Source organism: Erwinia sp. OLFS4 (assembly GCF_002752165.1).
Lineage (GTDB): Bacteria > Pseudomonadota > Gammaproteobacteria > Enterobacterales > Enterobacteriaceae > Izhakiella.
This window is the reverse complement of the sequence record NZ_MOMB01000046.1, coordinates 137,060-150,876: the sequence shown is the minus strand read 5'-3', so window position 1 is coordinate 150,876 and position 13,817 is coordinate 137,060. Positions and strand designations below refer to the sequence as shown.

Genomic DNA, 13,817 nt, shown 5'->3' with positions numbered 1-13,817 from the left:
CCCTGGCGCACTGTGCAAGTGACAAAATAATTATTTGGGCTGAAAAAGACGTTTACAAGGGGGCAGACCTATCCGGTGGCGGGGTGTTTTCCGCCACCGGTTTTTTTACGGCTGATAGCTGCCGACGCCCAGCTCATTTTCTTTGCGGGTGCGGGCAATGACCGACGCCGGGGTTTCAGATACGCGCAGGCCCATCTGATCTTCGGTGCGCACCACAATGCCACGCAACGAGTTGGGATAAACATCAACAATTTCAACATCAACAAATTTGCCGATCATATCCGGCGAGCCTTCAAAATTGACCACCCGATTATTTTCTGTGCGTCCTGATAATTCCATGACGTTTTTACGCGATGTGCCTTCAACCAGAATGCGCTGAATGCTGCCGAGCATACGGCGGCTCCAGGTCATGGCTTGCTGGCTGATGCGCTCCTGTAAAATATACAGGCGCTGTTTCTTTTCTTCTTCTGTCACATCGTCCGGTAAATCTGCGGCCGGGGTACCCGGACGAGCAGAGTAGATAAAGCTGAAGCTCATATCAAAATTAACATCGGCGATCAGCTTCATAGTCTGTTCAAAGTCGGCCTGGGTTTCGCCGGGAAAACCGATGATGAAATCTGAACTGACCTGAATATCCGGCCGCGCGTTGCGCAGTTTACGGATAATTGATTTATATTCCAGCGCGGTGTGGGCGCGCTTCATCAGGGTCAGAATACGATCGGCACCGCTTTGAACCGGCAGGTGCAGGAAACTTACCAGCTCAGGCGTGTCGCGATAAACTTCAATGATATCATCAGTGAATTCAATGGGATGGCTGGTGGTAAAACGAATACGGTCAATACCATCGATGGCCGCAACCAGCCGCAGTAGCTCAGCGAAGCTGCAGATTTTGCCATCAAAGGTAGCGCCACGGTAGGCGTTAACGTTTTGTCCCAGCAGGTTGACCTCACGTACCCCCTGTGCGGCCAGCTGTGCGATTTCAAACAGCACATCATCGCAAGGACGGCTGACTTCTTCGCCGCGGGTATAAGGCACCACGCAGAAAGTACAGTATTTGTTACAGCCTTCCATAATGGAAACAAACGCGCTGGGTCCCTCGGCACGGGGCTCCGGCAGGCGATCGAATTTTTCAATTTCCGGGAAACTGATATCGACCACCGGGCTTTTTGAACCACGCACCGTATTGATCATTTCTGGCAGGCGATGCAGGGTCTGCGGGCCGAACACAATATCGACGTAGCTGGCACGTTGACGAATATGGTCTCCTTCCTGCGAGGCAACGCAGCCACCGACGCCGATAATCAGCTCGGGATTTTGCTCCTTCAGCGTGCGCCAGCGACCAAGCTGATGGAAAACTTTTTCCTGGGCCTTCTCACGAATAGAGCAGGTATTCAGCAGCAGGACATCGGCCTCTTCAGCGACGTCAGTCAGCGTGAAACCGTGTGTGCTCTCCAGCAGATCGGCCATTTTTGATGAATCATACTCATTCATCTGACAGCCCCAGGTTTTGATATGCAGTTTTTTATTCATCGACTTGCCATTACTCAATGCAGAACGGAATGCTGGGCGCGTATTGTAATGCTTTGCTGCTGTTGTGACCAGACCAGCGTGCTTTTCTCTGCGCTGAGTTGAAAATCCGGTAAACTTCAGTCCATCAGGCTGCCTGCTTTTCACTAAAGCAGCCAGCACGCTTTGCAGACAGGAGTAGTCATGACAGAACATCAACGGGTCATCACGGAAGTGGCGGTGGCCGGTGGGGGGATGGTAGGGGCAGCGCTGGCCTGTGGCCTGGCGCAACAGGGATTTGATGTCACGGTGATTGATAGTCGGATGCCGCCTGAGTTTGATGCCGGTCAGCCGCCGGATCTACGCATTTCAGCAATTGGTGTGGCATCGGTTGATTTGCTGCGAACGCTTGCTGTCTGGCCGTTGGTGGCCTCCATGCGCGCATATCCCTATAACCGGCTGGAAACCTGGGAATGGGAATCTGCACGGCTGACGTTTGATGCGGACAGTCTCGGGCTGCCTGTTCTGGGCTATATGGTGGAAAACAATGTATTACAGCGTGCTTTATGGCAGCGACTGGACCAACTCAGGGTCAAAGTCCTGGCACCGGCAAGCGTGGCGCAGCTGTCTCGCCACGAACCGGGCTGGCTGCTGACGCTGGCCGACGGCAGCCAGCTACAGGCCCGGCTGGTGATTGCCGCAGACGGAGCAAATTCCCGCGTGCGCCAGCTGGCCGGTATCGGTATTCAGGGGTGGCAATATGCCCAGTCCTGCATGCTGATAAACGTGAAGTGCGAACAATCTCCAGGTATGGCGACCTGGCAACAGTTTACGCCCGAGGGACCGCGGGCGTTACTGCCGTTATCGGATAACTGGGCGTCGCTGGTGTGGTATGACGCGCCAGCCCGGCTTCGTCAGCTGCAGGCAATGACCATGCCTCAGCTGGCAAAAGAGATTCAGCAGGCATTTCCGGCACGCCTTGGTAAGGTGACGCCACAGGCAGCCGGATCTTTTCCGCTGGTGCGCCGTCACGCCCGCCGTTACGTGTTGCCTGGGCTGGCGCTGGTAGGTGATGCCGCGCATACCATTAATCCGCTGGCCGGTCAGGGTGTGAACCTTGGCTATCGTGACGTTAATGCTTTAATTGAGGTGTTATGCGATGCCCGTGATTGTGCAGAACACTGGGACAGTGAAAGCGTACTGAAACGTTATGAGCGCCGCCGGCGCTATGACAATTTGTTGATGCAAACCAGCATGGATCTGTTTTATCTGGCATTCAGTAACCGTTCTGCTCCGCTACGGGTTGCCCGTAATCTGGGCTTGCTTGCCGCCGGTCACAGCGGGATGCTGAAGCGTCAGGCGCTGAAATATGCGCTGGGGCTGTAATCAGTGTGCCAGAGGCTGTGTTGCTCTGTAATTTTTGCTTCACAAACAATAAAGCCTGCTCTTAGCAGGCTTTATTGTGGAACGTTGGCTGGGGTACAGGGATTCGAACCCCGGATGGCGGAATCAGAATCCGCTGCCTTACCGCTTGGCGATACCCCAATAATGTTTTATCTGTCTTAAATATGGCTGGGGTACAGGGATTCGAACCCCGGATGGCGGAATCAGAATCCGCTGCCTTACCGCTTGGCGATACCCCAAGAATATGGTGGCTACGACGGGAATCGAACCTGTGACCCCAGCATTATGAGTGCTGTGCTCTAACCAGCTGAGCTACGTAGCCAGAACTGCCTGTACTCTGTCATTGCGTATTGCCGCAACTGCGAATAAAAGATGGCTGGGGTACCTGGATTCGAACCAGGGAATGCCGGTATCAAAAACCGGTGCCTTACCGCTTGGCGATACCCCATCTTCTTTTATTGCTGCAAACCGTTACGGAAATGGTGCGGGAGGCGAGACTTGAACTCGCACACCTTGCGGCGCCAGAACCTAAATCTGGTGCGTCTACCAATTTCGCCACTCCCGCAAAATGGTGGCTACGACGGGAATCGAACCTGTGACCCCAGCATTATGAGTGCTGTGCTCTAACCAGCTGAGCTACGTAGCCATCGATATACTTTCTTGATCGGCGTTGCGGGGCGCATTATGCGTATTGAGCCTTTTAGCGTCAACACATTTTTTGCCGATTTTAGCCGGTTAACGGCTGTTTGCATGGGTAATGAACAGCCTGGCGATAAAAGCAACGATTTAACCTTGTCGGTGACGTAAAAAAATAACGGACCCCGCAAAAGGGGTCCGCCAGACGGGGTTGTTACGCCTGATAGGCTGACTGATGAACGCCGACCGCGCGGCCTGAGGGGTCGTTCATATTTTTGAAGGCTTCATCCCACTCAATCGCTTTTGCTGAAGAGCAGGCGACTGAAGGTCCTCCCGGTACGCATTCTGCCGCGCTGGCTACGGGGAACAGCTCAGAAAAAATCTCACGATAGAGGTAAGCTTCCTTAGAGGTTGGCGTATTGTAAGGGAAGCGGTAGTACGCGGTTGCCAGCTGTTGGTCGCTGATCTGCCGGGCGGCCATCTCTTTTAATGAGTCTATCCAGCTGTAACCCACGCCATCGGAGAATTGCTCTTTCTGGCGCCAGGCAACGCTTTCCGGCAGATAAGAAGCAAAACATTCACGCAGAATGTGTTTTTCCATTTTGCCGTTGCTGCCGCACATTTTATCTGCCGGATTAATGCTCATGGCGACATCAAGGAATTTTTTATCGAGGAATGGTACCCGTGCTTCCACCCCCCAGGCCGACATCGCTTTATTGGCGCGGGCACAGTCAAACATATGCAGCGCCAGTAGCTTACGCACGTTTTCCTCGTGAAATTCTTTGGCATTTGGCGCTTTGTGGAAGTACAGGTAACCGCCGAATACTTCGTCTGCACCTTCACCGGACAGGACCATTTTGATGCCCATTGCTTTGATCTTGCGCGACATCAGATACATCGGCGTTGAGGCGCGGATGGTGGTCACGTCATAGGTTTCAATGTGATAAATCACATCGCGAACTGCATCAAGGCCTTCCTGAACGGTGAAGTGGATTTCGTGATGCACCGTACCAAGATGGCTGGCCACGGTCTGCGCGGCTTTCAGGTCCGGTGACCCTTCCAGACCGACGGCGAAAGAGTGCAGTTGTGGCCACCAGGCATCGCTTTTGTCCTGGTCTTCAATTCGTCTGGCAGCATATTTTTTAGTGATAGCCGAGATTATTGAGGAGTCCAGGCCGCCGGAGAGCAATACCCCATAAGGCACGTCCGACATCAGGTGACTTTTCACCGACTCTTCCAGCGCATTTTTCAGCGCCGTTTTATCGGTGACATTATGTTCAACGCTGGCATAGTCCATCCAGTCACGTTGCCAGTAACGGCGGATTTCACCGTCGCTGCTGGCGAGATAACTTCCTGGAGGAAACTCGCTGATGGTGCGACAGACCGGCACCAGCGCTTTCATTTCAGAGGCAACGAAAAAGTTACCGTGTTCATCGTTGCCCATATAAAGAGGGATGATGCCAATGTGATCGCGGCCAATCAGATATTGCTGTTTGACGCTGTCCCACAGGATAAAAGCAAACATGCCCTGAAGTTCGTCGAGGAAATCACAGCCTTTTTCCTGATACAGAGCAAGGATCACTTCGCAGTCAGAACCGGTCTGGAAGGCATAGCGATCGCTCAGCGCCGCCCGCAGTGCCTGATGATTATAAATTTCACCGTTAACCGCCAGCACGTGAGTGTGGTCAGCGTTATACAGCGGTTGAGCACCGTTGTTGACGTCGACGATAGACAGACGTTCATGGGCAAGAATAGCGTTATCGTCGGCATAAACACCCGACCAGTCCGGACCGCGATGGCGCATCAGACGCGATAGCTCTAACGCCTTCTTACGTAATTCAACAGGATCGGTTTTCAGATCCAGTACGCCAAAAATTGAACACATAACTTCACTCCTGAGGATATCGCTGAATCGCTTTTGCCACCCGGTTGGTGGCCAGTACATAGATAAGAAAATGCGATAATGGGGAAGGGTATGCAAGCGATTTCACATTCTGCTGTGAAATAGTCAGTTGACTGGCCTTAATGTTTGATGATTCTGCAATAATTAAGGGTGAAAATTAGAGATTCTATAATGTTGGGGTAAAATCGAACAAAATATCGCCGTTGCAACGCTGGGCAGAGTCAGAAAATATCGATATCGGCCACCGAAGGATAAATCCAGTCCGGGCGAAAAGGCATGGCATCGATATCATTCAGGGTGGAGACACCGGACAACACCAGCACGGTATGCAATCCGGCCTGAAAACCTGCCAGAATGTCGGTACGCAGGTTATCACCAATAATCACTGTCTCTTCGGAGTGGGCCTGCATTTTATTTAACGCGGCGCGAATAATCCACGGGCTGGGTTTGCCGACGTAAAAAGGTTGTTTGCCGGATATTTTCTCGATACCGGCGCAAAGTGCACCACAACCGGGGACAAAACCGCGGGCGTGGGTATCAGGATTAGTGGCAATAAAACGTGCGCCGTTGGCAACAAAAAAGGCCGCTTTATGCATCATATCCCAGTTATATGAGCGTGTTTCACCGACGATGACAAAGTCGGGATTAATGTCGGTAATAGTAAAGCCGGCTTTATACAGTTCATGGATCAGCGCGCCTTCGCCTACCACATAGGCTTTTTTTCCTTCCTGACGACGCAAAAAGTCGGCCGTAGCCATGGCCGAAGTGAAAAAGGCGCTCTCTGGCAGTTCAATGCCGGCAGAAGCAAAACGATTGGCCAGGTCTCCGGCTGTTTGTGACGGGTAATTGGTCAGCACGACCAGCGGCATGTTCTTCGCCCTGACTGCGTGCAGAAACTCTGCCGCACCGGGAACGGCACTATTGTCATGCATCAGCACGCCGTCAATGTCACAAATTACGTTTTTAATCGTCATATTTATGCATTTGCCTCTTCCAGCAAGCGCTGTAACAGAATGCCATTCAGCATTGCACGTTTTGCCAGGGCGAACGCGCCGATGGCAGAATTGTGATTGATTTCTGAACGCACCACCGGCAGATTTTTACGGAATGCTTTTAACACCTGAGTGTTAATACAACCTTCAATGGCCGGTAACAGCACCCGGTTAGCGTCGGTGATTTCACCGGCAATGATGACCTTCTGGGGATTAAACAGGTTAATGGCAATCGCAATGGCTTTGCCCAGATGGCGGCCAACGTGTTCAATCACCTCCATTGCCAGCATGTCACCCCGATTAGCGGCTTTACAGATGGCGGAGATATCGCAATTGTCCAGACTCAGCGATGTGGAATGCCCGCGTTGAATCAGGGTGCGGACCCGCTGTTCAATTGCGCTGTTGGCGGCAATGGTTTCAAGGCAGCCGAAGTTACCGCAATGACAGCGTTCTCCTAAGGGATCAACCTGTATATGGCCAATTTCACCTACGTTGCCGTTACTGCCAAGAAATATTTGTCCGTTAGTGATGATACCGGCGCCGGTTCCGCGGTGTACACGCACCAGAATGGAGTCTGCACAGTCGCGGGATGCACCAAAGTAGTGCTCGGCCAGCGCCAGGCTGCGGATGTCATGACCGACGAAACTGGTCACGTTAAAACGTTTTTCCAGATTTGCCACCAGCGGCCATTGGTTGACCTGAATGTGCGGCATATAGCGGATCACGCCGTTCGCCGGATCCACCAGCCCTGGCAGAATGACGGCAATGGCAATCAGTTCACGCAGCTTACGCTGTTGCTGATGCATAAAATCGTCAAGGGTATTAAATAAGGCGTGTTCCAGCGTCTCCTGCGTGCGCTCAGGCAAATTATAATGCTGTTCGGCGATCAGTTTTCCGCTCAGCTCAAACAGTGACAGAGTGGCATCTTCCCGGCCAAGACGGACGGCAATGGTATGAAACGGACGGGTTTCAGTAATAATTGAGATGGCACGGCGTCCGCCGGTAGAGGCTTGTTGATCCACTTCCCGGATCAGGCCGCGCTCAATCAGCTGGCGGGTGATTTTGGTGACGCTGGCGGGGGCCAGCTGGCTTTGTTCGGCGATCTGAATGCGGGAAATCGGTCCCTGCTGGTCGATAATCCGGTATACGGCCGCACTGTTAAGTTGTTTAACGAGATCGACATTTCCTATCTGAGCCTGCCCGCCGTTGGTCATTGCGTATTTACTCGCTTAAAACCTCGTCGCCATTAACGTAGGTCTGGATAATCTGATAATCACCTGTGAATACCGTGAGGTTGGCAACCTTTCCTGTTGCGATACTGCCCAGCAGGCGATCCACACCGATTGCTTTTGCCGGGTATAACGTTGCCATTCTGATTGCTTCATCCAGCGCAATACCCGCATGTTCGACGACATTTCGTATCGCTTCGATCATCGTCAGTGAAGAACCACTGAGGGTACCATTTTCATCAACGCATAGCCCGTCACGATAGTATATTGTTTTGCCAGCAAAAATGAACTGGTCAATTGCAGCATCGGCCCGCATTCCCGCCGGAGCCGTGGCATCGGTCACCAGAACCAGCCGGTCACCCTTAATGCGTTTGGCATTGCGGATGTTGGCGTAATGAACATGCAGGCCGTCGGCGATAATGCCGCAGTAAACATCGGGTGTATCAAACAAGGCACCGATCAGGCCCGGCTCGCGGCCGGTAATGGTGGGCATGGCATTATACAGGTGGGTGGCAAAAGAGATGCCAGCATCAAAGCCGCGGCGGGCCTCATCGTAAGAGGCATGTGAGTGACCGGCAGAGATAATAATGCCCGCTTCGCGAAGACGATGGGTTACATCCGGTGTCACTTGCTCCGGGGCAAGGGTGATTTTGCTGATGACATCGGCATTCTGACAAAGAAAATCAACCAGTTCCGCGCTGGGCTGGCGGATCAGCTGCGGATTATGCGTACCTTTTTTTAGCGGATTAAGCCACGGGCCTTCCAGGTGGAGCCCCAGCGCCTGAAACTTATTTTGCGCCAGAAATGCCCGCTGGGCTTCTACAGCACGTTTCATTAGCGCGTCGCTGCTGGTGATCAGTGTAGGCAGAAAGCTGGTACAGCCGGAACGCTGGTTAGCCTGCTGCATGGTTTTCAGGGTGGCAACGCTGAGTGCGTCAATATCATCATTAAACTGTACGCCACCGCAACCATTGAGCTGCAGGTCAATAAAACCGGGAGCAATGTGCGCACCGTGCACATCTGTTGTGGCGATATTTTTCGGCAGTGCTTCAACCGGGCATAGGCGTTCAATCCGACCATCGGCAATTACGATGGCATGGTTGTCGAGAACTTCGTGACCGGTATAAATACGGCCGTTAATCAGTGCGTACATCAGTCATCTCCCTGTTGGGTGCAAGTCAGTAGCGTGACTTGCCGTATTGACCCGTTAAGTTGTTACAGTCCTTTCATATTTTCCGCTTCCATTTCGCGGAAATATTTGACGGTTTTCATCTTCAGTTCCATGGTGGCGGCTTCGTCACAGACTACTACCGCTTTGGCGTGAAGCTGCAGACAGCTGATGGTCCACATGTGGTTGACGTTGCCTTCTACCGCAGCCTGAAGGGCCTGCGCTTTAAGGTGTCCGGTAACCAGGATCATCACTTCTTCGGCATCCAGCAGCGTGCCAACGCCGACGGTTAAGGCATATTTAGGCACCTGTTCAACGTCACCATTAAAAAAACGCGAATTGGCCACCCGGGTGTCATGCGTCAGGGTTTTGATACGGGTACGTGAAGAGAGTGAGGATGCCGGTTCGTTGAATGCAATGTGGCCATCGTTACCCACGCCCCCCATAAACAGGTGAATTTTGCCATATGAACGAATTTTTTCTTCATACTGGCGGCATTCCGCGTCAATGTCATCCGCGTTACCGTTTAACAGGTTAATATTTTGCGGCTGAATATCGACATGATCGAAAAAATTGCGGTACATGAAGCTGTGATAGCTTTCCGGATGCTCTTTCGGCAGGCCAACGTATTCATCCATATTGAAGGTAACCACATGCCTGAAGCTAACCTGGCCTGCTTTATGCATCTCTATAAGGTGTTTATAGGCTTCCAGCGGTGTGCCGCCAGTCGGTAAGCCAAGTACAAAAGGGCGTTCGGCGCTGGGTTGAAACGCGTTAATACGGTTGACAATATGACGTGCCGCCCACTTACCGACCTGGCTGGTAGTAGATAAAGGAATGAGTCGCATGGTACACCTCAAAAGTAGCGATTATGATTAAGGGCAGACGGATTATCTGCTAAGCGTAACCTGTGATAATGCAGCAATACGAGGGAAAAATCCGTCATGATATTTTTAATAATAAAATAAGTTTGCTATGCAAGCCAACACCTACGTGTCTGAAATGCGATTTATGGTGATTTTTGTCACATTAGAAGGGTTTTAATTTGCGGGGCGAATTAATTTTTTCTTACACTCCGTTCAGTGGTGTGGAATGACATAAACCTGCCTGTTAAAAAGGACAGGAAAAAAGCATGCGGTGCTGGGCACCTTCACAGGTTAAAAAGGGGAAAAAGGTGAATATATTAGGCTTCTTTCAAAGGCTGGGGCGGTCGTTGCAGTTGCCGATCGCCGTGCTGCCTGTTGCGGCACTGTTGCTGCGATTCGGACAACCGGACTTACTCAATATGGCGTTTATTGCCCAGGCTGGTGGGGCAATATTCGATAACCTGGCGCTGATCTTTGCTATTGGTGTCGCTTCAACCTGGTCAAAAGATAATGCTGGTCCGGCAGCCCTGGCCGGTGCTGTCGGCTATTTCATCATGACCAAAGCAATGGTTACCATCAACCCTGCGGTGAATATGGGCGTACTGGCCGGTATTCTGACCGGATTGGTAGCCGGAGCAACTTATAACCGCTGGTATAATATTCGCTTACCGGATTTTCTTAGCTTCTTCGGTGGTAAACGTTTTGTGCCGATCGCCACGGGCTTTTTCTGTCTGATTCTGGCGGCTATTTTCGGCTATGTCTGGCCACCGGTGCAGAATGCGATTCATGCAGGCGGTGAATGGATTGTCTCTGAAGGTGCGCTTGGTGCCGGTATTTTTGGTTTTGTTAACCGTCTGTTAATACCGACGGGTTTGCATCAGGTGCTCAATACAATTGCCTGGTTCCAGATTGGCGATTACACCAACGCAGCCGGTAGCCTGTTCCACGGTGATATCAACCGTTTCTATGCCGGGGATACCACGGCCGGTATGTTCATGTCCGGTTTCTTCCCGATTATGATGTTCGGTTTGCCGGGCGCAGCGCTGGCGATGTATTTTGCTTCGCCAAAAGCACGCCGTCCCATGGTTGGTGGTCTGCTGTTTTCCGTTGCGCTGACCGCGTTTCTTACCGGGGTGACCGAGCCGCTGGAATTTCTGTTCATGTTCCTCGCCCCTGTACTCTACTTACTGCATGCCATTCTGACCGGCATCAGTCTGTACATTGCAACCTCGCTGGGCATTCATGCCGGTTTCTCTTTTTCTGCTGGCGCAATCGACTATGCGCTGATGTACCATCTGCCGGCTGCCAGTAAAAACGTCTGGCTGCTGCTGGTGATGGGTGCCGTGGCCTTTGTGATTTACTTCGTTGTGTTCAGCGTAGTTATTCGCGCTATGAATCTGAAAACACCGGGTCGTGAAGAAGCGGCGCCGGAACCGGCAGCGGATGCTAACAGCAATACAGAAGAGGGCTTGTCTGTTCTGTCCCGTCAGTATATCTCGGCGGTTGGTGGTAGCAGTAATATCACCGGTATTGATGCCTGCATTACCCGTTTGCGCCTGGCCGTGAGTGATTCGGCACAGGTGAATGACGCGGAATGTAAACGTCTTGGCGCGTCCGGCGTGGTTAAACTTAACAAGAAAACCGTACAGGTGATTGTTGGCGCGCGTGCAGAATCGATTGCTGAAGAAATGAAAACGCTGATAGCCAAAGGGCCGATTGCTGCGAGCGCGGCCAGTGCAGCCGCCCCGGCTACCGCGACTGTTCAGCCTCAGGCGGTACCGAAAGCCAGCCAGGATATTATCGCAACGCTGGTTGCCCCGGTGAGCGGTGAGATCGTTGCGCTGGAACAGGTGCCTGATGAGGCTTTTGCCAGTAAAGCGGTTGGTGATGGCCTGGCGATTAAACCTACCGGCAATACGGTGGTTGCGCCGGCAGCGGGTACCATTGTGAAAATCTTTAATACTAATCACGCGTTCTGTCTGGAGACTGACAAAGGTGTTGAAGTGGTGGTGCACATCGGTCTGGATACTGTCGGGCTGGAGGGTAAAGGATTCAGCCGTCTGGTTGAAGAAGGCGCCAGGGTGACGGCCGGGCAACCGGTTCTGCAATTAGACCTGGAATTCCTTAATGCCAATGCGCGTTCAATGATCAGTCCGGTGGTGATCAGCAACAGTGATGATTATGCCGGTCTGAGCCATTTGGCCGAGGGTAGCGTCGTTGCGGGTGAAACCCGCCTGTATCAGGTTAACCGCTAAGGTCGTTGACGCCAGCAGGTTGCCTGTTCCGTTAGTCGCAGGGGTGAGAGTTTTCTCACCCCTGTTTTTTTGTCTGTGATTTAACAAACGGTTGTTTCCCGCTGGCGCTTCGTGGATCATAGGCGATGACAACAAGTATCATATAAATGAGTACGTATTGAGGACATTGTAATGAGTGAGGCTGAAGCCCGGCCAACCAATTTTATTCGCCAGATTATTGACGAAGATCTGGCCAGCGGAAAACACACCAGCGTTCATACCCGTTTTCCTCCGGAGCCAAATGGTTACCTGCATATTGGCCATGCTAAATCTATTTGCCTGAACTTTGGTATTGCACAGGATTACCAGGGCCAGTGTAATTTGCGTTTTGATGATACCAACCCGATTAAAGAAGACATGGAGTTTGTCGAGTCCATCAAGCGCGATGTCCAGTGGCTGGGCTTTACGTGGAGTGGTGAAGTGCACTACTCCTCAGACTATTTCGACCAGCTGTATCACTATGCCTTAGAACTGATAAATAAAGGTCTGGCGTACGTTGATGAACTGACAGCGGATGAAATCCGCGAGTATCGCGGAACGCTGAAAACGCCAGGAAAAAACAGCCCGTATCGCGATCGCAGCGTGGAAGAAAATCTGGCGCTGTTTGAAAAAATGCGCGCCGGGGGTTTTGCCGAAGGGCAAGCGTGTCTGCGTGCCAAAATTGATATGGCGTCAAATTTCATTGTCCTGCGCGACCCGGTTTTGTATCGCATTAAGTTTGCTGAGCATCATCAGACCGGGAATAAATGGTGCATTTACCCGATGTACGATTTTACCCACTGCATTTCCGATGCGCTGGAAGGCATTACGCATTCTCTGTGTACGCTGGAATTTCAGGATAACCGCCGGCTGTATGACTGGGTGCTGGATAATATTACTATTCCGGTTCACCCACGCCAGTACGAGTTTTCCCGTCTTAATCTGGAATACACAGTGATGTCCAAACGTAAGCTGACTCAGCTGGTGACCAGTAAGATTGTCGAAGGCTGGGACGATCCGCGTATGCTGACCGTTTCTGGCTTGCGTCGTCGCGGTTATACTGCCGCCGCTATCCGTGAGTTTTGCCGTCGTATTGGCGTAACCAGACAGGACAATATTGTGGAAATGGCTTCACTGGAAGCCTGCATTCGCGAAGACCTGAACGAAAATGCACCGCGTGCAATGGCGGTGCTTGATCCGGTTAAAGTGGTGATTGAAAATCTGCCGGCGGGGCATGACGAAAACGTCATCATGGCTAATCATCCGAACCGTCCGGAAATGGGACATCGTGATGTTCCTTTCAGTCGCGAAATCTGGATTGACAGGGCAGATTTTCGTGAAGAAGCCAATAAGCAATATAAACGGCTGGTGCTGGGCAAAGAGGTGCGCTTGCGCAATGCTTATGTTATTCGAGCCGAGCGGGTGGCTAAAGATGATGCCGGTAATATTACCTGCCTGTTCTGTACCGCCGATCTCGATACTATGGGCAAAGATCCAGCCGATGGCCGCAAGGTTAAAGGCGTGATCCACTGGGTGTCGGTTGATCACGGTATCCCGGCGCAATTCCGTCTTTACGACCGTTTGTTCAGCGTGGCGAACCCAAATGCCGCCGAGGATTTCCTTACCACCATTAATCCGGAATCACTGGTTATTCGTCACGGCTATGTGGAAGCGAGTCTCAGGCATGCTGCAGCCTTATCACCCTGGCAGTTTGAGCGCGAAGGCTATTTTTGTGCCGATAGCGTTTACTCAAGTGCCGGAAATCTGGTGTTTAACCGTACGGTCGGGCTGCGTGATACCTGGGGAAAATCCGGCGAATAATCTCACCCGACTGGCTTGT

10 protein-coding genes and 6 tRNA genes are annotated in these 13,817 nt (G+C 52.0%); 4 read left to right on the top strand and 12 right to left on the bottom strand.

Annotated elements, in window-relative coordinates:
* Positions 1-105: 105 nt before the first annotated feature.
* Positions 106-1,530 (bottom strand): tRNA (N6-isopentenyl adenosine(37)-C2)-methylthiotransferase MiaB, encoded by a 1,425-nt coding sequence (miaB, locus tag BL249_RS08330; RefSeq protein ID WP_099707131.1) that lies wholly within the window; start codon positions 1,528-1,530, stop codon positions 106-108.
* Between the two features lie 180 nt (positions 1,531-1,710).
* Between miaB and ubiF the strand changes: the two genes are divergently transcribed.
* Entirely contained in the window at positions 1,711-2,892 is a 1,182-nt protein-coding gene (ubiF, locus tag BL249_RS08325; protein WP_099707063.1) for a 3-demethoxyubiquinol 3-hydroxylase, read from the top strand.
* A gap of 85 nt (positions 2,893-2,977) precedes the next feature.
* On the opposite strand, the gene BL249_RS08320 is transcribed toward ubiF, so the two are convergent.
* The 6 genes from BL249_RS08320 to BL249_RS08295 all read right to left on the bottom strand — a co-directional run bounded on the left by BL249_RS08320 (position 2,978) and on the right by BL249_RS08295 (position 3,556).
* Positions 2,978-3,051 (bottom strand) — tRNA-Gln (locus BL249_RS08320).
* Between the two features lie 24 nt (positions 3,052-3,075).
* Positions 3,076-3,149: transfer RNA gene (locus BL249_RS08315), tRNA-Gln, on the bottom strand.
* A 6-nt stretch (positions 3,150-3,155) separates the two neighbouring features.
* Positions 3,156-3,232 (bottom strand) — tRNA-Met (locus BL249_RS08310).
* A gap of 51 nt (positions 3,233-3,283) precedes the next feature.
* Positions 3,284-3,358 (bottom strand) — tRNA-Gln (locus tag BL249_RS08305).
* A gap of 32 nt (positions 3,359-3,390) precedes the next feature.
* Positions 3,391-3,475, bottom strand: a tRNA-Leu gene (locus BL249_RS08300).
* Between the two features lie 4 nt (positions 3,476-3,479).
* Positions 3,480-3,556, bottom strand: a tRNA-Met gene (locus BL249_RS08295).
* Positions 3,557-3,594: 38 nt separating this feature from the next.
* Between BL249_RS08295 and BL249_RS19380 the strand changes: the two genes are divergently transcribed.
* A complete protein-coding gene (locus BL249_RS19380; RefSeq protein ID WP_256385450.1) occupies positions 3,595-3,717 on the top strand; it encodes a hypothetical protein in 123 nt (40 codons plus the stop codon).
* 43 nt (positions 3,718-3,760) lie between these two features.
* Here the strand turns inward: BL249_RS19380 and asnB are convergent, their stop codons facing one another.
* From asnB to nagB, 5 genes are all read right to left on the bottom strand, one after another.
* Positions 3,761-5,431, bottom strand: coding sequence for an asparagine synthase B (gene asnB, locus BL249_RS08290; protein WP_099707062.1), 1,671 nt, complete (start codon positions 5,429-5,431; stop codon positions 3,761-3,763).
* 239 nt (positions 5,432-5,670) lie between these two features.
* A complete protein-coding gene (locus BL249_RS08285; RefSeq protein ID WP_099707061.1) occupies positions 5,671-6,423 on the bottom strand; it encodes an HAD-IIA family hydrolase in 753 nt (250 codons plus the stop codon).
* A gap of 2 nt (positions 6,424-6,425) precedes the next feature.
* Positions 6,426-7,655 carry a DNA-binding transcriptional regulator NagC gene (gene nagC, locus BL249_RS08280; RefSeq protein ID WP_099707060.1) on the bottom strand — a complete coding sequence of 410 codons (1,230 nt, stop codon included), beginning with the start codon at positions 7,653-7,655 and terminating at the stop codon, positions 6,426-6,428.
* Positions 7,656-7,662: 7 nt separating this feature from the next.
* Positions 7,663-8,823 carry an N-acetylglucosamine-6-phosphate deacetylase gene (gene nagA, locus BL249_RS08275; RefSeq protein ID WP_099707059.1) on the bottom strand — a complete coding sequence of 387 codons (1,161 nt, stop codon included), beginning with the start codon at positions 8,821-8,823 and terminating at the stop codon, positions 7,663-7,665.
* A gap of 62 nt (positions 8,824-8,885) precedes the next feature.
* Positions 8,886-9,686 carry a glucosamine-6-phosphate deaminase gene (gene nagB, locus BL249_RS08270; RefSeq protein ID WP_099707058.1) on the bottom strand — a complete coding sequence of 267 codons (801 nt, stop codon included), beginning with the start codon at positions 9,684-9,686 and terminating at the stop codon, positions 8,886-8,888.
* A 326-nt stretch (positions 9,687-10,012) separates the two neighbouring features.
* Between nagB and nagE the strand changes: the two genes are divergently transcribed.
* Together nagE and glnS are read left to right on the top strand one after the other, a co-directional pair.
* Positions 10,013-11,959 carry a PTS N-acetyl glucosamine transporter subunit IIABC gene (nagE, locus tag BL249_RS08265; RefSeq protein ID WP_099707130.1) on the top strand — a complete coding sequence of 649 codons (1,947 nt, stop codon included), beginning with the start codon at positions 10,013-10,015 and terminating at the stop codon, positions 11,957-11,959.
* 171 nt (positions 11,960-12,130) lie between these two features.
* Positions 12,131-13,798, top strand: a complete 1,668-nt coding sequence (glnS, locus tag BL249_RS08260; RefSeq protein ID WP_099707057.1) for a glutamine--tRNA ligase — start codon at positions 12,131-12,133, stop codon at positions 13,796-13,798.
* Positions 13,799-13,817: the final 19 nt, after the last annotated feature.